This is a genomic window from Dyella kyungheensis (assembly GCF_049913195.1).
GTDB classification, from domain to species: domain Bacteria; phylum Pseudomonadota; class Gammaproteobacteria; order Xanthomonadales; family Rhodanobacteraceae; genus Dyella; species Dyella kyungheensis.
Window position 1 is genome coordinate 2,300,042 of sequence record NZ_CP183983.1, and the last position, 26,124, is coordinate 2,326,165.

A 26,124-nucleotide genomic window follows, 5' to 3' on the forward strand; every position below is an offset into this window, starting at 1 on the left:
AACAGCACCGGAGTACGCACCTCATGTCGATGAATCATCCGTGGATCCTCTTTGTCACCACCGACTTGCCGGACGAGGGATCGGCGTTCCGGCTGGCGCTGTCGCGGCTGGGCAAGGCCATCGAGGAGCGCGGCATCCAGGTCGTGCAGGCCATGAGCGGCGAGGACGGCCTGGCGATCGCGCGCGGCAAGCCGTCGTACTCGGCAGTGGCGATCGACTGGGATCTCGGCGAGACCGGGACGATGGCGGAAGAGTCGGCGATGAAGATCGTGCGTGCCGTGCGCGAGAAGTCGTTGAAGGTGCCGATCTTCCTGCTGACGCGCAGCATCCAGACGCCGGACGTACCGCTGAGCCTGATCTCGGAAGTGCGCGAGTACGTGAACGTGGGCAGCGAAACGCCCGAGTTCTTCGCGCGCCGCCTGCAGTTCGCCATCGACGACTACCACAGCGGCCTGCTGCCGCCGTACTTCAAGGCGCTCAAGAAGCTCACGGAAGAGGGCGCGTATCAATGGGACGCACCGGGCCACATGGGCGGCGCGGCCTATCTCAAGCATCCCGCTGGTGCCGAGTTCCACGAGTTCTTCGGCGAGAACATCATGCGCGCGGACATTGGCATCTCCAATGCCGAGCTGGGTTCGTGGCTGGACATCGAGGGGCCGCCGGCGGATTCGCAGCGCATGGCGGCGCGGGTATTCGGCGCGGACTGGACGTTCTACGTGCTGGCCGGCTCGTCGGCGTCCAATCGCATCGTGGTGCAGGCCTGCATCGGCAAGGACGAGATCGTGATTGCCGATCGCAACTGCCACAAGTCGCTCAACCATGCGATGACCTTGTCGGGGGCGCGGCCCGTGTACTTCCAGCCGAGTCGAAACGGCTACGGCATGATCGGCCTGATTCCGCCCAAGCGCTTTTCGCATGCGCACATCCAGAGCCTGATCGCCGACTCGCCGTTGGCGGCCAACGCCAAATCGAAAGAGCCGGTTTACGCCGTCGTCACCCATCCGACCTATGACGGGCTGCTCTACCACGTCGACAAGGTGGTGGAGATGCTTTCCAGCAGCGTCCATCGCGTGCATTTCGACGAGGCCTGGTACGCCTACGGCAAGTTCCATCCGCTCTACAAACACCGTTTCGCGATGGGTGTGCCGCGCGACATCAAGAATCGGCCGACGGTGCTCGCGGTGCAGTCGACCCACAAGATGCTGCCGGCGTTCTCGATGGCGTCCTATATCCACGTGAGCAACAGCAAGCGTGGCGAGCTGGCCATGGCGCCGGTGAAGGAGGCTTTCATGATGCACGGCACTACCTCGCCGTTCTATCCGCTGATCGCATCGCTGGACATTGCATCGGCCATGATGGACGAGCCGTCCGGTCCGGCGCTGTTGCGCGAAACGGTCGATCTGGCCGTGGCGTTTCGCCGGACGGTGGCGCTGGTCGGGCATCGGCTGCAGGAAGACGGCCAATGGTTCTTCTCGCTGTTCCAGCCGCCGCGTGTACCGATCAAGGGAAAGCAGGTCGCCTTTCATGAGGCGCCGCTGGACGTGCTGGCCGAGTCGCCGGCGTGCTGGACCTTGCGCGTCGGCGAGGCCTGGCATGGCTTGCCGGACGATGTGGTCAAGGACGATTTCTGCATGCTCGATCCGACCAAGGTCACCATCCTCTGTCCGGGCACGGATGCGAAGGGCAAGCTGGCCAAGCGCGGCATCCCGGGCGCGGTGCTGACCAAGTTCCTCGATGCGCGGCGGCAGGCGATTGCCCGGACCGGCGATTACACCGTGCTGGTGCTGTTTTCGGTGGGCACCACGCAGGGCAAGTGGGGCACCTTGCTGGAGACCTTGCTCTCCTTCAAGCGGCTCTACGACCGCAACGCGACGCTGGAAGAGGCGCTGCCCGATCTGGTCCATGCATATCCCGATCGTTATCGGGAGATGACGCTGCCGCAGCTGTGCGACGAGATGCACGAGGCGATGGGCGAACTCGATCTGCAGGCCATGGCGAACAAGGCTGGCGAGACGCTTTCCGAGCCCGTGTTGACGCCGGCCGAGGCATACCAGCATCTGATTCATGGCACCACCGAAGAGGTGCGTATCGCGGACATGCCGGGACGCATCGCCGCGCTGATGATCGTGCCGTACCCGCCGGGCATTCCGGTGTTGATGCCGGGCGAGCGCATGGATCCCAAGGGCGGCCCGATCTTCCGCTTCCTGCAGGCGGTGGAGGCCTATGGGCGCAAATTCCCCGGCTTCGCGCGCGAAGTGCAGAACATGCACGCCGATGCGAACGGCGATATGTGGGTGCGGGTCGTGCTGGACAAAGAGGTCGCGGCCAAGCAGGCAAAGGTCGCCCGCAAGAAATCCTGAGCGTCGGACCGGTGCGGCAACGGACGGTCACGGCGGCGTAGAGAGTGTCAGATGGCGGCGGCCACTCGCCTGCCGCCAACGAGGAGAATGATCATGCTCGAGCGTCGTAACCTGCGTCAGAAGCTGCGCGTGTTACTGGTTCACTCCAAGATCGGCACCGACAGTGCCGGCGGAAGAGCCTGCCGCGCGTTGGAGCATGAGTTTGCCGAACGCAACATGGAGACCACCACGGCCTCGACGGTGGACGACGCGCGATCGTCCATCGTCTCCGATGCGGCAATCCACGCCATGCTGATCGACTGGTCGCTGCCCAATGCGGATGGCGTGGCGAAGGACAATGCGGCGGCCATCGCGCTGATCAACCTCATCCGGGCACGCAACGAGAATGTGCCCATCTTCCTGATGACCGAGCCGGAGAAGGCGCAGACGCTGAGCGTGGAGATCGTGCAGGCGATCAACGAGCTGATCTGGTTGTCGCAGGACTCCGCCACGTTTGTCAGCGGCCGCGTGCATACGGCGATGCGCATCTATATCGCCACGCTGTTCGGTCCGCTGACCGCTGCGCTGGCCAACTTCAACGAAGTCCACGAGTACTCCTGGCACACGCCGGGCCACACCGGCGGCACCGCGTTCCTCAAGCATCCCACCGGCCGCGCGTTCTACGATTTCTACGGCGAACATGTCTTCAGCACCGATCTTTCCATCAGCGTCGGCGAGATCGGTTCGCTGCTGGACCACACCGGACCCATCGGCGAGAGCGAGAAGTACATCGCCCGCATCTTCGGCTCGCATCGCAGCTATACCGTCACCAACGGCTCGTCCACGTCCAATCGCATCATCTTCATGGCCTGCGTGGGGCGCGACCAGGTGGTGCTGTGCGACCGCAACTGCCACAAGTCGATCGAGCACGGCCTGACCATGACCGGCGGCGTTCCGCACTATCTGGTGCCGTCGCGCAATCGCTACGGGTTGATCGGGCCGATCTATCCGGACAAGTTCACCCAGGGCAACGTGCGCGGCGCCGTTGCCAGCAACCCGTTGTCGAAGGACCTGGCCGATCAGCAGCCGGTGTTCGTGGTGGTGACCAACTCCACCTACGACGGCCTTTGCTACAACACCGCACGAGTGCTTGAGAAAGTCGGCAGCTGGGTCGATCGCGTGCACTTCGATGAAGCCTGGTACGGCTATGCCCGGTTCAATCCGCTGTATTCGGGTCGACTGGCCATGCACGGCCCGGCCACGGAGCACGACCCGAACGGACCTACCGTCTTCACGACACACTCCACGCACAAGCTGCTCGCCGCGTTCTCGCAGGCGTCGTATATCCATGTGCGCGACGGCCGCAGCAGCATTCCGCATGCGCGCTTCAACGAGTCGTTCATGATGCACGGCTCCACCTCGCCGTTCTATCCGATCATGGCCTCGAACGAGGTGGCCGCGTCGATGATGGACGGCCTGGGCGGCCTGAGCCTGACTCGCGAGTGCATCGACGAGGCGATCCATTTCCGGCAGATCGTGGGCCGCCTGCATCGCGACTTCAAGCAAAAGGGCTCGTGGTTCTTCCGCACATGGAACCCGGAAGTGATCACCGATCTCAACACCGGCAAGAAGATCGATTTCGTCGACGCGCCTCCGGAGTTGCTGGCCGAAGACGCCAATGCCTGGGTCCTCCATCCCGGCGACAACTGGCATGGCTTCGGCGATCTGGAAGACGGCTACTGCATGCTCGATCCGATCAAGGTGACGGTGCTTACTCCCGGTGTGCAGGACGACGGTTCGCTGGGCGAGCAAGGATTCCCTGCGACCCTGCTCACGGCCTACCTCGGTTCGCGTGGCATCGTGGTGGAGAAGACCAGTGACTTCGGTGTTCTGTTCCTGTTCTCGATCGGCATCACCAAGGCGAAATGGAGCACCCTGATCACGGCTTTCCTGGATTTCAAGCGTGATTACGATGAGGACAGGTCGCTCGAACGTGTGATGCCGAATCTGGTAGCGAGCCACCCGGAACGTTACGCCGGTCTTGGCCTGCGCGGTCTCGGCGACCAGATGTTCGCGGAAATGAAGCGGACGAGTCAGACGCAGCATCTGCAGCATGCCTATTCGAGCCTTCCCGAAGCGCGCATGACGCCGGCCGACGCCTATCAACAACTGCTGCGCGTGCAGGTCGAACGCGTGGCGCTGGCCGATATCGCCGGCAGGACGCTGGCGACCAGCGTGGTTCCGTATCCGCCCGGCATTCCGATGCTGATGCCCGGCGAGGCGGTGGGACCCGCCGATGGTCCTTATGTGGGTTACCTGAAAGCGTTGCAGAGCTGGGACCACACCTTCCCGGGTTTCGGCCATGACACGCATGGCGTGGAAGTGGAAGACGGCGAGTACTACCTGCAGTGCCTGAGGTCTTACTAGGCGAGTGCTCTTATGGTCACGGGTGGCGGCAAGAAAATGGGGCTCCTGGGGGCCTCCTCACTGGTCGTCGCCAATATGGTGGGCACCGGTCTCTTCCTGTTGCCATCGAGCCTTGCCAGCGTCGGCAGCATTTCCATTCTCGGCTGGATCGTTGCGGCGCTGGGCGCCAGTGCCCTCGGCCTGGTCTTCGCGCACCTGGGCATGGTCGAGCCGAAGGCGGGCGGGCCGTATGCCTATGCGCGCGATCACCTGGGTTCGTTTCCGGCCTTCCAGACCAACTTTCTCTACTGGGTCGCCAATGTCATCGGCAACGTGGCCATCGCGGTTTCAGTGACGGGCTACCTGGCGGTGTTCTTCCCGGTGCTGAAGGATCCGTGGATCGCCAATGCGTGCACCGCCGGCGTGATCTGGCTGTTCGTCTGGCTCAACACGCGGGACGCGCGCGCGGTGGGACACTTCACCGCGATCAGCACCGTGGCCGGCATCCTGCCGATTGCGTTCGTCGGTCTGCTCGGTTGGTTCTGGTTTCAATCGGATGTCTTCGTCGCCAGCTGGAACCCGGGCGAGGTGCCGACGCTGACCGCGATCAGCCGAAGTGGCGCGATCGCGCTGTGGGCGTTTCTTGGCGTGGAGAGCGCCGCTGTTTCGGCGGGCATCATCGAGAATCCGAAGCGCAATGTGCCGTTGGCCACCATCATCGGCCTGCTGGTGTCGACCGCGATCTATATTTCCTGCTGCACGGTGCTGATGGGCATCATTCCCGGTACCCAGCTGCGCATCTCCGGCGCGCCGTTCGCCGAGGCAGCCCAAGTGATGCTGGGACCCTGGGCGGCCGTGGTCATTTCGCTGGCGGCCATTCTCAAGGCCTCCGGCTCGCTGGTGGGCTGGATTCTCATCACCGCCCAGTCCGCTGAAGCGGCCGGTCGCGACGGCATGTTTCCCCGTCGTTTTTCCTTGACCAACGAACACGGCATGCCGGTCCAGAACCTCATCGTGACCGGCGTGATGATGACCCTGATGCTGCTCATCACGACCTCGCCGGACGTGGCGACGCAGTTCGCGCACATCACCGATGCCACCGTCGTGCTGATGGTGCTTCCGTACCTCTATTCGGTGGTGGCCATGTGGCGACTCAATCGTGAGATCGATATGTCGGCGGGAAAGCTCCAGCTCTATGTCGTGATTGGCGTGGTGGCCTGCCTGTATTGCCTGAGCGTGGTGCTGGGACAAAGTGCCGAGCTCGGTCGCAAGGCGCTCGTCATCCTGCTTGTTTCGGCACCGCTATTTGCATTGATCAAGAAGAGATAGGACGACCGTCTCAGCGGCAACCGCATCGAGACGTTCGAACGGGCTTCGTGCGAGGCCGTTGAGTACGCCCGGACGCCGAGGGCAGTTCATGCCGCGGCTCCGGATGCCCTCGGGCACGCCCCGGACATGGACCCGCTTAGAGGAGTAGCGACATGAACCGCGCGAAGAGCCCAGCACAACCCAAGCCATCCGTGGTCGCCGGAGCGGGTCTGGACGTGGTGGAGCGCGTGTCGGAGATGTGCTTTGGCCTGCTCATGGCGTTGACCTTTGTCGGTGCCGTGTCGACGGTGGGACCGGAACAGGAAACGCCCTCGACCATGTGGCGCGCCGCGCTGGGCTGCAATCTCGCCTGGGGCCTGGCCGACGCCATGATGTACCTCTTGCACACGCTGACCAGCCGCGGTCATCGGCTGGCCCTCGCGCTGGACATGAAGAGCGCGCCCGACGCGGCGACGGGCATCGGATTGGTTCGAAACGCGCTGCCGTCGTTTGTCGAGATCCTGGTGACCGATGCCGATCTGGAGCCGCTGCGAAACCGGTTGATCCACCTCGAACCGCTTCCGGAACGTCCCCGGCTTTACTTCATCGATCTGCTGCGGGCCGCGCGCGTCTTCTTCATCGTGGTGCTGTCGACGTTTCCCGTGGTGCTGCCTTTCATGCTGATCGACGATGTGCCCCAGGCGCTGTTGATATCACGCGTGCTAAGCCTGGCCATGCTGTTCTTCGGTGGTTTTGTATTGGGCAAATATGCCGGCCTTGGCGCCTGGCGCGCGGGCTTCGGCATGATGGTGATTGGCGTGTGCCTGACCATGGCGATCATCGCTCTTGGCGGATAAGGCGCGTGCGCCGGTCCGCATGCCGAAAAATGGGAGAGTGCGAAAGGGTATCCACGCGAATTCAACAGGTCTGGAGCGAACCTCATGGTTCTCGTTACATGTCCCCATTGCGGTGCCAAGGTCGACGACCCGAGCGGTGCCTGCCCGAAGTGCGGCTTGCCGATATCGCAAGCGCCATCGCCACCTGGCGATGACGCGCGCGGCAAGAAGCCGTCCGCCTATGCGCCACTGTTGCCGGCTCTGGTGGGCGCGATTCTCGTTGCCGGTGCCATCGCCGCGGTCTGGTCCATCCACGATCACATGACGAAAACGGCCGCACACGTCACGGTGCCGGCAGCGCGAGACGCGAAGGCCGACGAGGTGAGAATCAGTGAGTCCATGCGGCGGGCCACGCTGGGCAACATCATTCTTCGCCAGGCGCAGGTCCACGAGGATAACTACAAGCTGGACAGCGCGACCCTGATGGAGGATGGCGCTATCTGTTACCGCTACCACGCTCGCAACGAATCGGGCGAGATGATCGCCGAAACAGCGGTTGTAACGCCCGATAGCAAAATGGCCATGGGCGATACAGCGGCCAAGCGAGAAGTATGGGAGGAATCGTGCAGCGGGCGAGGCACCGATGTCACGCTACGTATCGGCAGGTAGGCACATGGCGCGAAGGCGCAACGGTGGCGGCTTCATCCGGAAGCATCGGTTCCAGGGTTCTCCACCAACGAACCTCACAAGGGCGGGTCTTTGCCGGTCTGCTCGCTCAGCATGTACTCGGCGTACCAGTCCGGCCAATTTTCGTCGCGCTTGCCGCCACTTCGTTTCTCGTGTTCGCCGTGCGCGTTTTCCGCGCGTCGCAGTGCTGCGGCGAGGTCTGCCGGCGAGGTGTAGGTGGCGATACCCGTGTCGATGCGCCCGGGCAGCCGACGCGAGATTTCCTGGAACAGCCAGCCGTTGCCATCCGGATCGTCGAATGAGGCGAACGAGCGGTAACTGTTGCGAGCGGGATCCGGACCGCTGACGCGAGTCCGCCCAAACAGGAAGGGCTCATCGTCACCGGCGTAAACACCAGCGGCATCGTGGAACACCTCGCTGACCGCCACGCCGCGACCGACGAGGTCGTTCCGGGCGGCCTCGACGTCCGAGACGATCAAATACAAACCCCGGGCGGAACCCGGAGCGGCCGCGGTCACATTCTTGCCGAAGATCACCGAACACCCGGAACCGGGCGGGGTGAACTGGAGGACGCGAAAGTAACCATCATCGGACGCGTAATCTGCATCCAGCCGCCAACCCAGGTTGCCGTAGAAACGCTTGGCGCGATCCACGTCGGACACCGGAATAACGACGATTTCCAGCTTCATGTCCACGCCCCGTGCGTGCGGGGACTCCACTGCGGCGCTGCTCATGTGATCCTCCGATGCCTTGGGCCGCAACGCGGCCCTGGATAGGGGCCACTACGATGCGGGTGTCTGGAACCAGGGCGGGAACACCAAGAGGGCGAGTGTGCCGCAAGCCAGATGAAGCGGCCGTCTTTACCGGAAGCGGAGCCTGGTACGCGGCCTGAAAGCAGGCCTGCGATTCAACGGCCGCCGTCCCGATGTTTGGGCGCGTACGTCAAGCGGATCACGTCTTCGACGATCAATTCGCTGGCGACTAGGCGCAGCGGTGGCTGTGGTCGGGCGAAGAAGGGTTTGCCGCCGCCAACCACGACGGGATGGACATAGATTCGATATTCGTCGATGAGACCGAGATCGGTCAGGCTTTGCGCCAGTTCGGGTCCCGCGACTTCGATCTCGCCGGTGAGATCGGCCTTGATCCTGCGAACGGTCGCCTCGAGGTCATCGGCCACAAGGGTGGCGTTTGGGCCGACGGACTGCAGCGTGCGCGAGACCACCCACTTCGGTTGGCTCCGCCATGCTGCCGCGTACTCACGTTCTTCCGAGCCCCAGTCGGGAGAGTCCTCATCCCAATAGCGCATCACTTCGTACATGCGGCGGCCGTAAACGCTGGCCGTCTGCTCACGCACTTGTTCGATGAAGTGGCGAAAGAGCGACGGGTGCGGCGTAAACGCCATGTGGTCGACATATCCATCGAGCGACTGATTCAATCCGTAGACCAGCTTCGCCATGGAACATCTCCGCCCCGTTCTTCGTCTCGATCATATTGCCTGATGGATCGGTGCCGCGCCCCTGCGCGCGGCACCCGTCGGCTTATTTGCTCTCGGGAACGAGATTGGCCAACTTGCCTTTCTTGTCGAACTGGCAAGTGAACCCCTTCTTGCCATCCATGCCTGCATCGGCGACGCCGGCGATGGTGTAGCCCGCATCGGCGGGCTGCACCGGCTGCAGCTGGATATAGTCGTTCTTCACGTCGAATTTCTTTCTTGCGGCATCCAGGCAGCGGGTGGTCAGCTTGCCCGGGTCGGGCCGGTCGGAAGCGAAGGCGTGCGAGCTCAGGACAAGCCCGAGGGATGCGGCCAGCAGCAGGGTGGGAGTGCGCATGGGTCTATCTCCGTACGAGGCACGAGGCCGGGATCAATACCCGCCCGAGTGTGCCTTGCAATTCCTTGCGGCAGGATGAATAGCGCCGGCGGCTCATCGATCACGCCGATGTGGAAACCATGTCAAGGTTATCTCACGCGATATCCCACCGGGACGTCACGCGGGCACGGTCATGCTCCGGCTCATGCCCAGTGAGCCAAAGCAGACACGCGTCATTTCACGCACCTTCGTTCGCCGTTCGCTGTGGACGCTTGCTGTGCTTTACGTCGTCTATCTGGTCGGCGGCAACATCCTTCTCAACAGCGCATCGGCACTGCGCATGCTCAACCGGCGACCCGAAGCGTTTCAGGTGCATTGGGCGCACGCCGAAACATGGTGGCCCGGTTATCTGCGGGCGTCGCACTTGCGACTTCGCGGCCAGGCGCGTGAATGGCTATGGCAGGCCGATGGGGAGCAGGCCAGTGGCCGCGTTCTGTTGTGGCCGCTGTTGCACCATGAGATTCGTTTCGCCTCGGTCGACGCGACGGAGGTGAATGTCACCGTGCAGTTGGCGAAGGACGATCTGAAACCGCTTCCCTGGAAAGCCGATGCGTGGTGGATCACCGCTGACCGCATACAAACGACATCGCTGCGAAGATTGCAGTGGAGCGATCTGCAGCTCACGGGCCCGACGACGGCCATGCTGGGCTTCACGCATCAGTTGCGCGGCGGCATCACGCGCATCTTCGCTTCGGACATCCGGTCCCGGCAGGGCGTGCTCGTTTATGGCGCGCACTGGCGTTCGCAGGATGTGGACTTCAACCTGCATTTTTCGTCCGACCCTTTCACTCACGACCAGCCACCCGGCTGGCGCAAGCTGGAGCGGGCGACGCTTCACTTGACCTTCGAAGGCTCGACGCCTGCCATGAATCTGGGAGCCGCACCCGCACCAGGTCAGCAGGGTGGCACCGGATCGAACAGGGATGGCCATTTGTCTGCCGACATCACGCTCGACCACGGCGTCCTGGTCGAGGGCGGACAGGCGCGCTGGAAAGGAATGATCGCGGCGGCAGATGCCAATGGCATCGCCAGGCGCGAGTGGGGGGAAGGCAGTGTGGTCGTGAGGAAAGACGATGTGGACGGACATCTCTCGATTCCGGCCACCCATGCCGCCGATCCACTGGCGTCCGATCATCTTGCCCTGGACATGTCGTTCGCCAGCCAGCGGATGCTGCCCGTCCGTTCGTCGAGCGAGACGTTGAAGCTGCTATCGGGATCGGTCGCCGGACACTGGCACTTTGCATCGCTCGCCTGGCTCAAGCCGTTGGCCTCGAAGAAGCCGTGGCTGCAATGGGATGGCGCGGGCGAGGTCGATACCGCCTTGCATATCGATCACGGTCATTTGCTGCCTGGATCACGCCTCGATGTGCCCCGGCTGGATCTGGTCGCGAACCTTCTCGGCAACCGATTTTCCGGCGCGGCAAGCGCGAAGGGCAGTGTGGTGACGGGCTCCCAGGGGGCGACCAGCGTCATGAACATGTCCGTGCGGAAATTCGTGCTTTCGCCCGTGTCGTCGCCCAGCCAGCCGTATCTTCGTGGCGCCGCGATGCAGCTGGATCTGCGGTCGTCCGACGACCTGTCGAAGTTTCGCGACACGGCGTTGGCGCATCTCCAGTTCCGCGATGCCGAGGTTCCCGATCTTCAGGCCTACAACCACTACCTTCCGGGCAAGAGCCTGTTCTTCGTGGCGGGTCACGGCAGGATGTCCACCGATCTGAACATCGACGGCGAAGGCGACGTGAGCGCGGGCCGGATGCAGATGCGTACCCAGGGGGCGCAGATCGCGTTGGGCGCGTCGCGCCTGACCGGAAATCTGAATATGGATACCCAATTGGCGGTGGCCAAACGCACGGGGCACGCTTTCGATCTCCGGCACTTCACCTTGTCGATGGACGGCGTGCAAATGGACGGCGCCAACGATCCCTCCTGGTGGACAACCATCACGCTGGAGCGAGGCCGGCTGGATTGGGATCGGCCCATGCAGCTGGACGCGATGGCGACCATGCGCATGAAAAACGTGAGCGTGCTGTTGGCGCTGTTCGCGAAGCGAAGCGCGTTTCCTGCCTGGATCGGCCATATCGTCGACGATGGCGAAGCCCAGGTGACATCGAGGATCCAGGCAGGGCGCGGCGAGTTCGTGATGGACGACCTGCAGGCGAGCAACAAGCGCATCCAGTTCCTGGCGCGCCTGCGCATTGCGGACGGCAAACCGGATGGGGATGTCTACGCGCGATGGGGCTTGCTGAGCGTGGGCGTGGCGCTCGCCAACGATCAACGGCAGTTCCATTGGGCGCATGCGGCCAGCTGGTATCAGGCGCAGCCGGCGCTGCTGCCGCCGTTGGCGGGGCAGGCAGCCAAGCCGCGGGGCGGGTGAGGATCGCGACGCCGTTCGACGGTCCGCCATGGCGAACCCATACGGCGTCGTACGGCGAACATCGCGGTCGCCGGTCGAAGTGATTCGCGGCGATCCCGCGGTGTGTTCCGATCCCTGACCGACACTGCCATTCACCCATCGTGAAAACTTTCGCCGGGCGGCCTGAGGTAGTTCGTCGAGCCTGTGCTATATCTCCGCAAGGGGAGGGTACGGAGCATGGCTTGGCGCGCGCATCGATCGCGGCGCCGGAGTCCGCTTTTCGCCCGGAGCGCCGTCCGTAGGGGAACTGATCTGGCTATGCCTGTTTCGTGGTTTGTGCATTCGTTGTTGCCGGGCCGTCGGCGCGCGGTTGCGATGGTGGCTCTGTCGCTGCTTGCCGGTTGTGCCGTCGGGCCCGACTTCAAGCGGCCCGCCGCGCCCGAGGTGAGCGAGTACAACGCCCATCCTGTCACCAGCACGGTCGCGACCGAACACGTGGCCGGCGGCGAGGCGCAGCGCTTTGCAACGGGCAGCGATATTCCTGGCGATTGGTGGACGCTGTTCCACTCCAAGCCGCTCAACGCGCTGATCGAACAATCGCTGGCCAACAACCATGACCTGAAGGCAGCGCAGGCGGCCTTGGCGGTGGCGCGGGAAAATGTACTGGCACAACGTGGCAGCTACTACCCCAGCGTGGCGGCAAGCTTCTCGGCCAGCCGCCAGCGGCAAGCGGGAACCATCTCGGCGACGCCCAATTCCGGCGCCTTTCAATACAACCTGTTCACGCCGCAGGTCAGCGTTTCCTACGTGCCCGATATCTTCGGCCTGAATCGCCGCACGGTGGAATCGGTACAGGCCCAGGAGCAGGCCGTCCGCTTCCAGATGATCGCCACGCAGATCACCCTGAGCACGAACGTGGTGGCGGCTGTCGTGCAGCTCGCCGCGCTGCAGGCGCAGGTGGATGCGACGCAGGAGCTGGTCGCGATCAATGCGCACATGGTGCAGATCCTGCGCGATCAATCCAGCAAGGGGTATGCCAGCGGCCTGGACCTGGCGGCGCAGGAATCGCAGCTTGCACAGACCAAGGCCACGCTACCGCCGCTGCTCAAGCAACTGGCGCAACAACGCGACCTGCTCGCTGTGCTGGTGGGCGAGTTCCCGAGCCAGGCCACGGATGCATCCTTCGATCTCTCCAAACTGCAGTTGCCGCAGGAGCTGCCGGTAAGCCTGCCGTCGACGCTGGTGGCGCAGCGCCCTGACGTGCTCCAGGCCGAAGCCAACATGCATGCGGCCAGCGCACAGATCGGCATCGCCATCGCCAACCGCCTGCCCAATATCGTGTTGAGCGCCAATGCCGGCAGTACCGCGTTGGCGATGAATCAGTTGTTCAAGTCGGGCACCGGCTTCTGGGGCATCGGTGCGGATATCACGGCGCCGATCTTCCAGGGTGGCACCTTGCTGCACCAGGAGCGCGCCGCGAAGGCAGCCTATGTGGAGGCCGCCGAGCAATACCGCAGCACGGTGATGACCGTCTTCCAGAACGTCGCCGACTCGCTGGTGGCGCTCGACCAGGATGCCGCCGGCCTGAAAGCCGCCGCTGCTGCGTCGGACGCCGCCAAGCGCACGCTGGATCTGTCGGAACGCCAATGGCGGGCCGGCTATGCCGACTATCTTTCGTTGTTGAACGCAGAACAGACCTATCAGCAGGCGCGAATCAACCTGGTGCAAGCCCAGGCCAATCGCTATGCCGACACGGCGGCGCTGTTTCAGGCGCTCGGTGGTGGCTGGTGGAATCGCGCGGATCTAGCCCAGGACAAAAATGAAAAATAGTGCGTTTTACGCAGCGCCTTGGTCGAGGCGCCGGGGACAGCTCGTGCGCGCTTCCGTGGCGGCCCTATGGCTGGCGGCAACCGTGACGGCTGCCGGCTGCTCCAACAAGAGCGACGACGGTGCACCGGCAGCGTCCATCACGCCCACCAACGTCACCTTGACGCCGGACCAGCGCAAGCACGTCCGCCTGGCCACCGTCGCGCGTTCCGCGTATCAGCGAACGATCGAAGCCACCGGCTCGGTGGATTTCAACAACGAGCAGGCGACTGCCGTATTGGCGCCGATCTCCGGCCCGGTATCGCAGCTGCTGGTCGACATTGGCGATCGCGTCAAGAAAGGCGATCCGCTCGCCCTGGTGGATTCGCCGGATTTCGCCGCAGCCATCAGTGCGTATCGCAAGGCGCTCACCACCGCGCACACGGCGCACCGGCTCGCGGACCTGGAAAAGGACCTGGTCGAGCATCAGGGCATCGCCAAGCGTGAGGAAGACCAGGCACAAGCCGATGCCGCCAATGCGGATGCCGACGTCGATGCCGCACTGAAAGCGTTGGTGTCGCTGAATGTCGATCCGAAGATCATCAAGGCCGTCGAGCAGGGCCAGCCGATCGCGCACATCGGCGGCGTCATCCGATCGCCGATCGCGGGCACCGTGGTGGATCGGCAGATCACGCCAGGCCAGTTGCTTCAGGCGGGTACTACACCGACCTTTACGGTCGCGGATATGTCCCACGTATGGGTGATGGCGCAAGTGGCCGATTCCGATGTCGCGTCCGTGAGCGTGGGTGACTCTGCCGAGGTGACTACGTCCGCCGATGCGAAACGCCTGACGGGCACGGTGACGAAAATCTCCGCGCTGGTGAATGCCGATACGCGACTGGTGCCCGCACGCGTGGTGGTGGACAACCCGCAGGGCCTGTTGAAGAAGCAGGCTTACGTGGGTGTGCAGATCCACTCGCGCCAGGCAACGAGCGGCTTGCTGGTGCCGGTGTCGGCACTGCTGCGCGACGATGAAAACCTGCCGTTTGTCTACGTGGCCCAGAGCGATGGCAGCTTCGCGCGGCGCCCGGTGACCCTGGGCTATCGCACCGGCGACCAGTTCGATATTCCCGCCGGGCTGAAGGCGGGCGAGCAGGTCGTGGTGGATGGCGGCATCTTCGTCCAGTTCATGCAAAACCAATGAGCGATCAACTTCCTCCTGCCATATCACCGTCGCGAACGGCGTCGATGATGAACCGGATCGTGTCCGCCTCGCTGGGCCAGCCGTTCCTTGTCATCCTGATGACGCTGCTGTTGATCGGTGCGGGCGCGCATTCGCTTCAGCGCCTGCCGGTGGATGCCTATCCCGACCTGTCGCCGCCTATCGTGGAAATCATCACGCAGTGGCCAGGGCACACCGCCGAAGAAGTGGAGCGGCTGATCACCGTGCCGGTCGAGCTGGGCATGAACGATGTGCCGAAAACCACGACGAGGCGCTCGATTTCGCTCTACGGTTTGTCCGACGTCGTCCTTACCTACGAGACGGGCACGGACAACAACTTCGCCCGCCAGGAGGTGTTCAACCGGCTGGGCGACTTGAGCCTGCCTAGTGGCGTGACGCCGTCGGTGTCGCCGCTGTCCGCACCGTCGGGGTTGATCTACCGCTATGTGCTGCAGAGCACCGACCGCTCGCCGATGGACCTCAAGACGCTCGAGGACTGGACGGTCGAGCCGCAGTACCGGTCGGTGCCCGGCGTGGCGGACGATTCGGGTTTCGGCGGCGGCACCATGCAGTATCAGGTGCTGCTCGACCAGACCAAGATCGCCGCGGTCGGACTGTCCGCGGTGCAGGTCGAGGCAGCGCTCACCGCCAACAATGCCAACGCGGGGGGCGGCTTCTATTCGCAGGGCGGACAGTTCTACTACGTGCGTGGCAACGGGCGCGTGGAAACGCTGGAGGACATCGGCAACGTGGTGGTCGCGGTGCACGATGGCGTTCCGGTGTTGGTGAAGGACGTGGGCCGCGTCGTCATCGGCATCGCGCCACGCCTGGGCGAGTTCGGCTACGAGAAGCAGGATGATGCCGTGGAAGGCGTGATCCTGTTGCGTACCGGCGAGAAGACCCAGGATGTGCTGAAGCGGGTCGAGGCCAAGACCAAACAGCTCAATGACGAGATCCTGCCCAAGGACGTGAAGGTCGTGCCGTTCTACGACCGCACCGACCTGATCGCGCTGACCACCAAGATCGTGGAAGACAATCTGCTGCGCGGCATGCTGCTGGTCGTGGCGATCCTGATCTTCTTTCTCTACGATTTCCGTGCGGGCCTGATTGTCGCCACGACCATTCCGCTGGCGTTGTTGTTTGCCTTCATCTGCCTGGATCTGCAAGGCGCCTCGGCCAACCTGTTGTCGATTGGCGCGGTGGACTTCGGCATCCTCGTCGATGCCGCCGTGGTGATGGTGGAGAACATCTTCCGCCAGATCGCCGAACGGCGCGGCACGCCCCTCAACGTGAAGGAGATCATCCGCGACGCCGCCGCCGAGGTGGATCGCCCGCTGTTCTACGCCGTCGCGGTGATCGTGGTCAGCTTCCTGCCGATCTACGTGTTGTCCGGTCCATCGGGCACGCTGTTCAAGCCCATGGCCGACACCATGATCTTCGCGCTGATCGGCTCGCTGGTGGTGACGCTGACGCTGCTGCCCGTGCTGTGCGCGGTGTTCATGCGCAAGGGCGTGCAGGAACGGCGCAATCGCGTGTTCGAGGCGATCAAGTCGGTGTACGTGAAGGGGCTGGATTTCTGCCTCGCGCAGCCATGGGGAACGGCGATTGCCTCGGCCATCGTGCTGGCCGTTTCGCTGCTGCTGATTCCGCGCATCGGCGCGGAGTTCATGCCGCAGCTGGACGAGGGCGCGCTATGGGTGCGTGCCACCATGCCGTACACCATCTCGTTCGAGGAAGCGTCGAAGGTGACGCCACGGGTGCGCGAGCTGCTGCGTTCGTTCCCCGAAGTCACCACGGTCGCCTCGGAGCTGGGTCGACCGGATGACGGCACGGATTCGACCGGCTTCTTCAACGTCGAGTTCTACGTAGGCCTCAAGCCCTATTCGCAGTGGCACGGGACGTACCACAACAAGGCCGCCCTGATCGAGGCCATCAACAAGAAACTGCAGGCCTTCCCGGGCATCATCTTCAACTACACGCAGCCCGCCGAAGATGCGGTGGACGAAGCGGAGACGGGCCTGAAAAGCGCGCTGGCGGTGAAGGTCTTCGGCTCCGATCTGAATACGCTGGAGCAGAAGGGCAAGAGCATCAAGCAGGTGCTGGAACACGTGCGCGGCATCCGCGATGTGACCCTGGTGCAGGAGCTGGGCCAACCCAGCCTGAGCATCAACATCGACCGCGCGAAGATCGCCCGGTACGGCTTGAATGTGTCCGACATCAACGGCGTGATCGAGACCGCCATCGGTGGCGACGTGGCCACCCAGGTGGTGCAGGGCGAACGGCAGTTCGATCTGGTGGTCCGGCTCGAGCAGCAGTATCGCGACAACCCCGAGGAGATCAAGAACATCCTGGTCACCACGCCGGCCGGACAGCAGATTCCGCTGAAGGAATTTGCCGATATCCAGGAAACCAATGGCGCGTCGTTCATCTATCGCGAAAACAACTCGCGCTACATCGGCGTGCAGTTCTCGGTGGAAGGGCGCGACCTGGCCGGTGCGGTTGAAGACGCCATCCAGCAGGTCAACGGCAAGGTCAAGCTGCCGCAGGGCTACCGGCTCGACTGGGGCGGCGAATACACCGAGTACACCGCCTCGCGTGCCCAGTTGAATGTGATCCTGCCGCTGACGCTGGCCTTGATCTTCCTGTTGCTGTTCACGCTCTACAGCAATTTCAAGTTTCCCTTCATCACCGTGCTCGGCGTGCTGCTGTCGGCGCCGGTGGGCGGCATCATTGCGCTGTGGATCACCGGCACGCCGTTCTCGGTGTCGTCGGGCATCGGTTTCCTGGCCTTGTTTGGCGTGTCGGTGCAGACCGCGGTCGTCTACATCTCCTACGTCAACGAACTTCGCCGTGGTGGCACCAGCCTCAACGAAGCGATTCGCGAGGGAGCGATCCTGCGCCTGCGTCCGATCATGATGACCGCCCTGGTCGCCGCGCTCGGCCTGCTGCCCGCCGCACTCGCCACCGGCGTGGGCACCGATACCCAGCGGCCGTTCGCCCTGGTGATCGTCAGCGGCCTGTTCACGCGACTGTTGATCAGCGTGTTCCTGATGCCCGTGTTGTACGCGCTGGTTGCACGTCCGGACGACAGGCTGGAAGTGTGAGGATCGGTCATCGGTGACCTTTCGCGACCCGCCGGGAGGCGGGCCGCGGACCAGTACGTTCGGGACTGCCGGAGGGAGGAGAGAAGGTCGTAACCTTCAGCCCCCTCTCAAGGAGTGTCGTCATGAAACCTCGCACCCGGATCGCCGCCTTCGTCCTGCTGGCGACAGCCGCCCTGTCGGTATCCGCCCAGGATGGGCGCAAGCACATCGTGATCAGCCGGACGCCGGAGCAAATGGCCGATCTGCCTTTCAGCGATGCGGTGCTCGTGGGCAATACCTTGTATTTGTCGGGGTACATCGGTGTGGACGAGCACACCAACAAAGTACCCAAAACGACCGAAGAAGAGACCCGATTGGCTATGGACGGCCTCAAGCAGGCGGTGGAAGCTGCGGGAATGACGATGGACGACCTGGTGAAGATCGATGTGCTTTGCACGGATTTTGCCGCGTTCCAGAAGTTCAACTCGGTCTACCGGACCTACTTCAAGCATGGCTTCCCGGCACGCACCTTCACGGGCAGCACGCAGCTGTTCATGGGAGCGCATTTCGAGATCACCGGCGTGGCCATCAAGGCCGGGAAGTAGCGAAGGGCGCATCGCCTGGATGGTGTACCAGCACCCTCCGGGATGGGCTGGACCCCGAGCGGAGACCGGCCCGAGGCGCGCAGGGCCGTTGCCCGGGAGGCGGCGATACCGCCTTCGGGCCCAGAGGGCGCCGTAAATCGCTCATTCCGCAACGAAATCCACACTTGAGCCATACCCGGCGTTGCAGCCCGGTTGGTGTAACCTGAGTCCGAGCAGGCGCGGCAGTGGAGGGCGAACAAATGGCTGCAGAGACCGCCTCTGCCGCGTGGATCGCATTCGGCACGGTCGAGATCGATACCCTGGGGCATCGTCTGTACGTCGATGGCGCGGAGGTCGGGCTCGAACGCAAGGCCTTTGCCGTGCTCGTTCTGCTGGCGCGCGACCCCGGGCGCGTGTTGAGCCGCGATGAGATTCTCGACGAGGTGTGGGGGCACAGCCATGTGACCCCGGGCGTGCTCAGCCGCGTGATCGCCATGTTGCGCCACGCGCTCGGCGAGAGCGGTGACGAAAGCCATTATCTGCATACCGTGCACGGCGTCGGTTTTCGCCTCGATGCCGACGTGCGATCCGCTGCGTCACGCGAGGAGTTGATGGCGGAAGGCGCATTGCCGCCGGTGACGAAAGCCGCGCCCGCGAAAGTCCTCGCCAACCCGGTCGACGCGCCACCGGCCGTGCCGGCGACGACTTCAGCAATCTCCCCGCCAGCTGGCGAAACACGTCGATTCGGAAAGCGCCTCGTGGTGGCGATCGCGGGTCTGCTCGTGTTGGCGGCCGCGTTGTTTGGCTGGCACCGTTTCGCACCGCATCCCGTGAACACGGCGGCGGCCACCGACCTCAAATCGATCGCGGTGCTGCCGTTCGAGAATCTCAGTACCGACCAGGGCAATGCCTATTTCGCCAGCGGCATGCAGGACATGATCCTCACCGAGCTGGTGGGTATCGGCGGACTGAAGGTGATCTCCCGCACCTCGACTGAGAAATATCCCAGCCATCCGGAAGACGTGCGAACCATCGCGCGGCAACTGGGCGTGGCGACGCTGCTCGAAGGCACGGTGCAGAAGGTCGGCGACCAGGTGCTGATCAATGTGCAGTTGATCGAAGCGGAAAGCGGCAACCACCTCTGGGCCAAAGCCTATACGCGCACGCTGGACAACGTTTTCAACGTGGAAGGCGAGGTCGCGCAGAACGTCGCGCAGGCGCTGAAGGTGCAGCTCACTTCTGCCGAGACCGCGCGCATGGACACCGCGCCGACCCAGAATCCCGCAGCATACGATCTGTACCTGCAGGCGGGTGCGCATGCCAACCGCGCGTACGACGATCCGGTGCTGTCGTCGACCGAATTGCCCGCGGCGATCTCGTTGTATCAGGAGGCCCTGGCCAAGGACCCGCACTTCGCGCTGGCCGCCGCTGCATTGGCACGCGCCCACATGCAGATGTATTTCTTCGGCCCCGACCGTACCAACGAGCGATTGGTCGAGGCGAAGGCCGCTGCCGATCGCGCGCTCACGCTGCAGCCGAAGCTGGGCCAGGGGCACTACGCGCTGGGCTTGTACTACTACTGGGGGCATCGCGATTACGCTGCTGCCAATCCGCAGTTGGAGCTGGCGCGGGAGGCGTTGCCGAACAGCGCCACGGTCGAACTGCTGATCGCCGCGGTCGCCCGGCGACAGGGGCGCTGGGACGAGGCGGTGAAGCTGTTTCACAACGCCACCGTGCTCGATCCGCACAGCGAGTTTGCGTTCAACCAGCTCGGCGTGACCTACCAGAGCCTGCGCCGCTATGCGGAGGCCGACCAGGCCTATGCCGCCGCGATGGCGTTGAGCCGCAATCCCGCGGGCGGGCGCGTGACGCTGGCGTTCAATCAGCTGATGTGGAAAGGCGATCCGGCACCGCTGCGCGCGGCGCTTGCCGCGCTCAAGCCGGGTAGCGACGGCTACGCCGGCAATATCATGGCGATGTACTTCGAGCGCTCGTTGGCGCGCGACTATGCCGGCGCGATCAAGGTGGCCGAGGCGGACAAGGCCGAGAACTGGGACGACCCCGACAACATCGTCTTGCCGCGCCGCCTGTATCTGGCGTGGGCGTTCCAGTCGGCGGGCGACACGGCCAAGGCCACCGCCGCGTATACCGAGGTCGCGACGCATGCACGCGCGGGCCTGGTGGAACGACCGGACGATGCCGACCTGCATCTCGCCCTGGGATTCGCCTATGCAGGCCTCGGGCAAAAAACCGAAGCGGTTGCCGAAGCCGAGCGCGCCGTCGCCCTGATGCCGGTCGGCAAGGACGTGCTCACCGGTGCGGGCATGCTCGCGTGCCAGGCGCAGTTGTACGTGCGGGTCGGCCAGCCTGACCAGGCCATCGCGCTGATCGATCGCGTGCTGTCCATGCCTACCGGGGGCATCCTGTCCAGCGCCTTGCTCAAGCTCGATCCGAGCTGGGATCCGCTGCGCGACGATCCTCGCTTCAAGGCGCTGCTGCAGAAGTATCCCACTGGCGCCTAGTCCGCCGTTCGCACCGCCTGGTCGCGCCGGGCGAGCCATCCACGCGTGGGAATCCGTCGATGAGAATTGCATGGAATGAGGTTGCATTGGCGCTGTTCGATCGCGGTGGCTTGAGGGCCATCTTCGATCACGCCAGGAATGTGGTGGTCGCCACGATCATCGTTGCCGCGGGCATCGAGACCACCAAGCGCTTCGATCACACCGTCTTCGTGGATTTGCTCAATCCTTCGCTCGTTGGCTATGCCGTGGCCGTGGCGGGGGTGGTGCTTATCCTCCTGAACTTTGTGGATGGGCTTCGAAAGTTGGCGCGGTTGCGGTGGCCGCGCATGTTGCAGATGGCCTTGGGCATTGCCTACTTCCTGGTTTCGTTTCGAATCGTCCAGCTGATCATCTGGGTGAGGACCCAGGCGTGCTAGCTTCGCCGGCGTGATGCTTCGACCAGCGCGTGATCGTGCACCACGCTGGAATTAACCGGCCAGTAACGGGGAAAGGCGCACCGTCAGGGATGCAGGATATCCGCCCGACCATTCTGCTGGCTGCTCCACCCGGATGGCCATCTCGCCGCCCCTAGGGTTAGCGTTCGAGGCGACAGTCATGGCTAGGCAATTTCACATGCTTTCCGATATTTTCGTGCGGCTGAACAAGCTCGCTGCGTCCGCAAGCGATGGGTTGCATCACCTCTTCGCAGCGCCACCCGTGCCGATTTCTCCCGTGCTGTCGCGAAGGCAGCATCTGGCCGCCGCCGTTGATGAGGCGAGAAGGATCAAGCGCGCTGTTCGGCGATGATCGTGTGCCGTCTCGCGCGAACTGAACACGCGGCGGGCGCGGCCATACGTTATGTTCCAGGGGAAAAGTTCACATGATGGCGAATGCCGAACCGACGGAAGAAGGTCTTTTCCGCTATCCGATAACCGACGGATTCTTCGATATCGCCGATTTCTTCGTCGTGCGCAAACGAGCCGAACGACTGGTGCCTTGCCGATGCAGACCGGAATGCGCTCGACCCTGCATGGGAGAGTGCGGCTGCCAGGCCTGCGCGTGGCGCTCGGCAGCGGACGGCCAGCCGCCGGCGAGCCACGACTTCAGGCATTGATGTCATCACCCTCTGTGCGAGAGGGAAGGCGTCTTGGAAATACAGGTTTTCATTCGGGCGAGCCCGGCAGCGGAGCGCGATGCATGAGCATGCCTTCGCTCAACGAGACGGCGAACTGTTGCAGCGATCCGATGCCGCTGGCCTGCGCCGCCTTGACCCACAGCGTGAGCGCCGCGGCCGCATGGTCGGCGTTGCGTGTTTCCATCAGCGCGGCCAGCTGGGTGCGCTGATGGCAGATGGTGCGAAGGTAGGGTCGGGCGTCGATCCATGCGTTAAGATGCGCCCGCTCGTCCGCTGAAAGCCATCGGCCGCCATCGGCCAGTGCGCGATGCAGGCGCACGGACAGCGGCGAACTCTTGCTGCGGCGAATCTCCTCTTTGACGGCCGGCAAGGTCACCTTGCGGAAGAACGCCGTCATCACCTTCACCCGCGGGGCCAGGGGCACGAGGCGCGCCGTTCGATGGGCCATTCGTGCCTGCCCGACCAGGGCGACGCGCCTGACACGCGCGAGTCCCACTGCCGCGAGCATCTGGATCACCAGCCAGCCGAGGTCGAACTCAAAGCGGCGCACGGAAAATTTCGCCGAACTGGGAAAGGCGTGATGGTTGTTGTGCAGCTCCTCACCGCCCACCCAGATGGCCAGGGGCATCACGTTGGCGGATTTGTCCGGCGTCTCGAAGTTTCGATAGCCCCACCAATGACCGATGCCATTCACCACGCCGGCGGCCCAGAACGGAATCCACATCATCTGCACCGCCCATATCGCCATGCCGCCCACGCCGAACAAGGCGAGGCTGATGACTGCCAGCAGCGTCGGGCCCCAGTTGCTGTGACGCGTGTAGACGTGCCGTTCGATCCAGTCGTCGGGGGTGCCGCGACCATATATGGCGAGCATTCGAGGATCCTGGCTCGCCTTGGTATAGAGCTCGGTGCCTTTCCACAGCAAGGTGTGGATGCCGGCGATGTAGGGGCTGTGCGGATCGTGTTCGGTGTCCGCGTGGGCGTGGTGCTTGCGATGGACCGCCACCCATTCGCGCGTGACCATCGAGGTGGTCAGCCAACTCCAGAACCGAAAGGCGTGGGCGAGCACAGGATGAAAGTCCACCGAGCGGTGGGTTTGACTGCGGTGCAGGTAGAGCGTCACCGTGAAGATGGTGAGCTGGGTCATCACGAGCAGGTAAAGCAACATCGTGCCGATGCCCGCGTCGAGCAGGCCGTGCGCTGCCAGGTTCAACAATCGGTCAAACATGGGCATCTCGGCGTTGGGTGATATCTGCGGGGCGAACGCAGAGGAGGCGTGGCCACATCGTCAAGCCGGCAGTTTCCTGTTCTGCCCTTGGCGGCAGGCCGGGCACGCCTGTTGCTGCGTACCTGCTATCGGCCGTCGGAACATCACCCACCTTACGTGAAGAGCGATCTAGCCATCGTCAAATCGGTGCGCCCAATATGTCTAGGCGCACGAAACAGGAGGGGCCGATCCTCCCGGAATCACGGGGGCTGAGCGCTTCACCGCCGTTGGCGCCCGGGCGATTGAGCTAGCGCGCCTGGACCCAGACAAACTCGATGTCGTCCTGCACCGCTTCGCTGATCTCTCCGGCGGATACACCCGTGAGTTCGTTGACGCGACCGTGTCGCATCCCGAAGAAGACGCCGCTGCGTCGAAAGATGGCGGTCCAGGTGACGCGATCGGAGCTTGCATGCTCGTAATCGCCTTCATAGGTAAAGCCGTTGGTCGTTTTGCCCGAAATGCTGGTCATGAGAGTGGCCTTGGAAGGGACGGAATGGTGGCGTGACAGGGCTTCAGCGGGGGAATCATCCCGTGCCGTCAGCCATCATCCCCGCTGCTACGGGGTGCGCCATCGTCATCCACGCGAACATCGTCTTCTGCCGGGCGATCTTCATCCGATGCCTGCGGTTCGACTGCAGGAAAGCTCATGTTCCTGGGCAGGGGAGCTTTCGCCCTCGGCAGGGCTGTGGACGCGTTGTAGCCGGGAAACCAGCGATTGCGTTGCTCGCTGTCTGCCGCATCAGGCTTGGGAGAGAAGTGCAGCTTGTGCGGATAGAAGTAGAGCGAGTTCATTTGATTGGGGTCATACATGGCGTTGCCTCGAGTGTCGACCTGCGTCCGGCAAGTCATGAACAGGCGCCAGCCTGCGGCTCCGACCAACGCGGAGAGAACTCAGAGGACCCAAAAAGACAGCCATGCATGCAATCTGAGGCGCGAAGCGGGGTTAACCGTGCTTCGGCACCCCATCAACATGCGCCTACTGTTGTTACGCCCCTGTAAGCGGGCTGCGCAGCGAGCCCATGAACGGCGGCCGCGGGTCCCTACACCGATGTCACACGTCCATGACCCGATGGACGCGAGGGTGTCCCTGCGGCATATCCGCCGTCCTGGAGTTCGACATGAGCAATACCAACAACCCGAACACGTCCAACAACCCGAACACGTCCAACAATCCCAATACCCCCAACGACCCGTCTTCCAATCCGAAGCAGGCCGAGCCGGATCGCAAGGACCCGCAGCGCACCGAGCGCTCCGGCGAGGAAAAGGACAACCGTTCAAGCGAAGAGGCGAACACGAAGGATCGTCAGTCGGAAGACGGTCGCTCGAACAAGTAAGACGCCGCTGTTCGTCGAGAGAGGCCGCCTCAGGGCGGCCTTCTCATGATGGCTGCTGTGTATGGCCAAGTGGCGCCGATGCGCGCGCCTCGTCTCATGCCGATGGAGCGCTGCAAGGCTGGTCCGTGGCGAACCTCTGGTTGGTGACGCCCGGTTGTCCGCCTGGCGGATCGAGGTGCCGGCGAACCAGCGTGAAGATCGCCGCGCCGGGCGTTCTCTTCACCGAGCGATAGCGCTTGCGTGAGCCGCCGCCTCGAGCAGGCGCGCTGGATGCAAGCGCTACGCGGTGTCGCGGCCTTTACTTGGCGCGCTTCTTTTCCTCTTTGGCCGCCTTCTTTTCCTTCATGGTCTTGGCCGGTTTCTTCTTCTCGCTTTTCTTTGAATCCATACCCTTGCTCATGTCATTTCCTCGGTAGTGACCAGGCATCTTGCCTGAAGAAGGCTACGCCAACTGGCGTTCCGGTGAAATGCGCCATCATCGGGCTCCGGCGATCTGCTCAACAGACCCACGAGCTGCAGCGTTGCCGCCCTGCATGACGGCACTCCATGCGTATCGATCATGGCCTCGCCATCTCGTGGCATGCATCCTCAACACGCTCCGCTGGCACAGCAGCTGCGGACTTTTTCCGGTGAATGGGCAAGGGCGGGAGAGGCGGCTGTCGGCTCCGTGGCAGCTTCCACGACCTTGGTAGTGGCGGCCAGCGCGCGTGCCTCGGACGCGCCTTTGCGCTCGCTGTAGCGGTCGACCAGATAGTCGCTCCGGTCGCGCATCATCAACGTGAACTTGAACAGTTCTTCCATCACGTCGACGACACGATCGTAGAACGGCGAGGGCTTCATCCGGCCGTTCTCGTCGAATTCCTGCCAGGCCTTGGCGACGGAGGACTGGTTGGGGATGGTCACCATGCGCATCCAGCGGCCGAGCACGCGCAGCGCATTGACGACATTGAAAGACTGGGATCCTCCACAGACCTGCATGACGGCCAGGGTGCGCCCCTGCGTGGGCCGAACGCTGCCTTCTTCCAGCGGTAGCCAGTCGATCTGGTTCTTGAACACGCCGGTCACGGCACCGTGCCGCTCGGGACTGATCCACACCTGGCCTTCCGACCACAACGACAGCTGCCGCAGCTCCTGCACCTTGGGGTGGCTCGCCGGCACGCTGTCCAGCACGGGCAGCTCGTGCGGATCGAACACGCGCGTTTCCGCGCCGAATTGCCGAAGAATCCGCTCGGCTTCGAGCGCGAGCTTCCGGCTGAAAGACTGTGGCCGCAGCGAGCCGTACAGGATCAGGATCCGCGGCGGATGGGCGGCGCCCTCTGGCAGTGCCAGCTTCCCAAGGCTGGGTGTGTCGAGCGCGTCGGCAGCGATATGGGGCAAGTCAGGCAGCGTCATGGC

22 protein-coding genes are annotated in these 26,124 nt (G+C 63.6%); 15 read left to right on the forward strand and 7 right to left on the reverse strand.

Features of this window, described 5'->3' with window-relative positions; genetic code table 11:
* The first annotated feature begins 23 nt into the window (after positions 1–23).
* From ACN9MB_RS10300 to ACN9MB_RS10320, 5 genes are all read left to right on the forward strand, one after another.
* On the forward strand, positions 24–2,360 hold the full coding sequence (locus ACN9MB_RS10300) for an Orn/Lys/Arg decarboxylase N-terminal domain-containing protein (RefSeq protein ID WP_204635826.1): 2,337 nt from the start codon (positions 24–26) through the stop codon (positions 2,358–2,360).
* A gap of 93 nt (positions 2,361–2,453) precedes the next feature.
* Entirely contained in the window at positions 2,454–4,766 is a 2,313-nt protein-coding gene (locus tag ACN9MB_RS10305; RefSeq protein ID WP_204635827.1) for an Orn/Lys/Arg decarboxylase N-terminal domain-containing protein, read from the forward strand.
* 36 nt (positions 4,767–4,802) lie between these two features.
* Positions 4,803–6,074: an amino acid permease gene (locus tag ACN9MB_RS10310; protein ID WP_204635828.1), complete on the forward strand. Its 1,272-nt coding sequence runs from the start codon at positions 4,803–4,805 to the stop codon at positions 6,072–6,074.
* Positions 6,075–6,226: 152 nt separating this feature from the next.
* Positions 6,227–6,910 carry a hypothetical protein gene (locus ACN9MB_RS10315; RefSeq protein WP_204635829.1) on the forward strand — a complete coding sequence of 228 codons (684 nt, stop codon included), beginning with the start codon at positions 6,227–6,229 and terminating at the stop codon, positions 6,908–6,910.
* A gap of 84 nt (positions 6,911–6,994) precedes the next feature.
* Positions 6,995–7,558, forward strand: a complete 564-nt coding sequence (locus ACN9MB_RS10320; protein ID WP_426271739.1) for a hypothetical protein — start codon at positions 6,995–6,997, stop codon at positions 7,556–7,558.
* A 74-nt stretch (positions 7,559–7,632) separates the two neighbouring features.
* Here ACN9MB_RS10320 and ACN9MB_RS10325 read toward each other — a convergent pair whose 3' ends face one another.
* The 3 genes from ACN9MB_RS10325 to ACN9MB_RS10335 form a co-directional block, all read right to left on the reverse strand.
* Positions 7,633–8,265, reverse strand: coding sequence for a VOC family protein (locus ACN9MB_RS10325; protein WP_426271740.1), 633 nt, complete (start codon positions 8,263–8,265; stop codon positions 7,633–7,635).
* A 218-nt stretch (positions 8,266–8,483) separates the two neighbouring features.
* Positions 8,484–9,032: a dihydrofolate reductase family protein gene (locus tag ACN9MB_RS10330; protein WP_204635832.1), complete on the reverse strand. Its 549-nt coding sequence runs from the start codon at positions 9,030–9,032 to the stop codon at positions 8,484–8,486.
* 82 nt (positions 9,033–9,114) lie between these two features.
* Positions 9,115–9,405 carry a hypothetical protein gene (locus tag ACN9MB_RS10335; RefSeq protein WP_426271741.1) on the reverse strand — a complete coding sequence of 97 codons (291 nt, stop codon included), beginning with the start codon at positions 9,403–9,405 and terminating at the stop codon, positions 9,115–9,117.
* A 475-nt stretch (positions 9,406–9,880) separates the two neighbouring features.
* On the opposite strand from ACN9MB_RS10335, the gene ACN9MB_RS10340 reads away from it, so the two are divergent.
* The 9 genes from ACN9MB_RS10340 to ACN9MB_RS10380 all read left to right on the forward strand — a co-directional run bounded on the left by ACN9MB_RS10340 (position 9,881) and on the right by ACN9MB_RS10380 (position 22,107).
* Complete coding sequence (locus ACN9MB_RS10340) at positions 9,881–11,818, forward strand: hypothetical protein (RefSeq protein ID WP_426271742.1); 1,938 nt, start codon at positions 9,881–9,883, stop codon at positions 11,816–11,818.
* Between the two features lie 297 nt (positions 11,819–12,115).
* Positions 12,116–13,627: an efflux transporter outer membrane subunit gene (locus ACN9MB_RS10345; RefSeq protein ID WP_426271743.1), complete on the forward strand. Its 1,512-nt coding sequence runs from the start codon at positions 12,116–12,118 to the stop codon at positions 13,625–13,627.
* Positions 13,628–13,670: 43 nt separating this feature from the next.
* Positions 13,671–14,807, forward strand: a complete 1,137-nt coding sequence (locus tag ACN9MB_RS10350) for an efflux RND transporter periplasmic adaptor subunit (RefSeq protein WP_426271744.1) — start codon at positions 13,671–13,673, stop codon at positions 14,805–14,807.
* Positions 14,808–14,851: 44 nt separating this feature from the next.
* Positions 14,852–17,929, forward strand: a complete 3,078-nt coding sequence (locus ACN9MB_RS10355; protein WP_426271745.1) for an efflux RND transporter permease subunit — start codon at positions 14,852–14,854, stop codon at positions 17,927–17,929.
* A gap of 122 nt (positions 17,930–18,051) precedes the next feature.
* On the forward strand, positions 18,052–18,513 hold the full coding sequence (locus ACN9MB_RS10360; RefSeq protein ID WP_204635837.1) for a RidA family protein: 462 nt from the start codon (positions 18,052–18,054) through the stop codon (positions 18,511–18,513).
* A 239-nt stretch (positions 18,514–18,752) separates the two neighbouring features.
* Entirely contained in the window at positions 18,753–21,014 is a 2,262-nt protein-coding gene (locus ACN9MB_RS10365; protein WP_426271746.1) for a winged helix-turn-helix domain-containing protein, read from the forward strand.
* Positions 21,015–21,100: 86 nt separating this feature from the next.
* Positions 21,101–21,430, forward strand: coding sequence for a hypothetical protein (locus tag ACN9MB_RS10370; protein WP_204635839.1), 330 nt, complete (start codon positions 21,101–21,103; stop codon positions 21,428–21,430).
* Positions 21,431–21,626: 196 nt separating this feature from the next.
* Positions 21,627–21,800, forward strand: coding sequence for a hypothetical protein (locus ACN9MB_RS10375; protein ID WP_426271747.1), 174 nt, complete (start codon positions 21,627–21,629; stop codon positions 21,798–21,800).
* A gap of 73 nt (positions 21,801–21,873) precedes the next feature.
* Entirely contained in the window at positions 21,874–22,107 is a 234-nt protein-coding gene (locus ACN9MB_RS10380) for a hypothetical protein (RefSeq protein ID WP_426271748.1), read from the forward strand.
* 49 nt (positions 22,108–22,156) lie between these two features.
* Here ACN9MB_RS10380 and ACN9MB_RS10385 read toward each other — a convergent pair whose 3' ends face one another.
* The 3 genes from ACN9MB_RS10385 to ACN9MB_RS10395 all read right to left on the reverse strand — a co-directional run bounded on the left by ACN9MB_RS10385 (position 22,157) and on the right by ACN9MB_RS10395 (position 24,205).
* A complete protein-coding gene (locus ACN9MB_RS10385) occupies positions 22,157–23,356 on the reverse strand; it encodes a DesA family fatty acid desaturase (protein ID WP_426271749.1) in 1,200 nt (399 codons plus the stop codon).
* A gap of 286 nt (positions 23,357–23,642) precedes the next feature.
* Positions 23,643–23,864 (reverse strand): TonB-dependent receptor, encoded by a 222-nt coding sequence (locus ACN9MB_RS10390; RefSeq protein WP_204635841.1) that lies wholly within the window; start codon positions 23,862–23,864, stop codon positions 23,643–23,645.
* A 68-nt stretch (positions 23,865–23,932) separates the two neighbouring features.
* Positions 23,933–24,205: a hypothetical protein gene (locus tag ACN9MB_RS10395; RefSeq protein WP_426271750.1), complete on the reverse strand. Its 273-nt coding sequence runs from the start codon at positions 24,203–24,205 to the stop codon at positions 23,933–23,935.
* Between the two features lie 308 nt (positions 24,206–24,513).
* Here ACN9MB_RS10395 and ACN9MB_RS10400 point away from each other — a divergent pair, with 308 nt between their 5' ends.
* Complete coding sequence (locus tag ACN9MB_RS10400; RefSeq protein ID WP_204635843.1) at positions 24,514–24,729, forward strand: hypothetical protein; 216 nt, start codon at positions 24,514–24,516, stop codon at positions 24,727–24,729.
* Between the two features lie 588 nt (positions 24,730–25,317).
* Here the strand turns inward: ACN9MB_RS10400 and arsH are convergent.
* Complete coding sequence (gene arsH / locus ACN9MB_RS10405) at positions 25,318–26,121, reverse strand: arsenical resistance protein ArsH (RefSeq protein ID WP_426271751.1); 804 nt, start codon at positions 26,119–26,121, stop codon at positions 25,318–25,320.
* Between the last annotated feature and the right edge of the window lie 3 nt (positions 26,122–26,124).